Genomic DNA, 1,093 nt, shown 5'->3' with positions numbered 1-1,093 from the left:
CCAATACGCTATATCCTTTCCTTGCGAAACTATATCCTTACAAAATCTCCACTCTATCCAATCCCAATCACTTGAAGAAGACTGTTTAGAAACCATGCAAGATAGCAAACCAGAACCTGGGTAATAGCTGGCAAGATGACCATTCTCGGGATTATAATAAAAATAAAAAGGTGCCGTCCCTGAGCGAGCATCATCCGTAAGATAATACATCGTAAACCCAGAACTCGAAGCATATCTCCAACCTATGGTGGTTTTAAGACTGATATTCCCAGGGGCTGCAACGGTTTTTTGCCAATCTTTCATCTCAGGTTCTTTGAGAAAATGATCGTCGTAATCCATGGAATATTGTGAAATATAAGTATACCAGTTATAATGCTTAACACGAAACCTTCCATCTGCCGTATAAAAAGCGCCCTCATCGTCTTTGATAATCCAACGTTGGTTGGCATCATTGATGACACAAGGACGGAGTAAAATATAATCCCATCTCGTCTGTCCATCTCCTTCAATGCCCGTCACAGAACCGGGTGCCGTCATACACAACCACACACCATTTATGTTCCAACCAATCCTTTGAAATACATCATAACGGGCAGGAAAATTGCTGGCAGAAGAACAATAGTCGAGATAAATATACCCTTCGCCTTCTAAAAAGGTTGGAACATAGCAATAAACCTTTTCAGTATACATCGTAACATAGATAGGCTTATCAATGGGCGGATCGGGAACCCGTTGAGGAATATCATTACTCATAAACTGAAGCTTACGAAGCGTAATCTCGCTAATAGGCGCCTGCAAAGAAAAAGAGCTGGCATAAAGAGCGCAGACCTGTAAAAAAAAAATGAAAACAAACAAAAAGAACTTCAAATGATCTTGTTTCATAGAACTATAATCCCCTTAATCGAAAAAAGGTGATCTCTCTGTGTATTCAGACACACACAGTTTAGTTCCGCTATTTATACTGTTAGCGCCTAGTTGCTCTTTGAGGCTACTTTAAGGCATAAGGTACATAATGTATTACTCATGTAAAGATGTAAGGCTTTTTAGACGATTATTATCATTTGATCATATTAAGTCTTGTTCTATCTTGCCT

The 1,093-nt window shown here is 39.2% G+C and carries 1 protein-coding gene; it reads right to left on the bottom strand.

The window, feature by feature from the left end; genetic code table 11:
• Window positions 1-882 (bottom strand): DUF1561 family protein (locus NPX98_RS06585; protein ID WP_269023353.1); only part of this gene is annotated, 882 nt, incomplete at its 3' end.
• Window positions 883-1,093 lie beyond the last annotated feature (211 nt).

The organism is Bartonella sp. A05 (assembly GCF_026930145.1).
Lineage (GTDB): Bacteria > Pseudomonadota > Alphaproteobacteria > Rhizobiales > Rhizobiaceae > Bartonella.
Note: the sequence above shows the minus strand (reverse complement) of the source record. Positions and strands in the feature narration are given on the sequence as shown.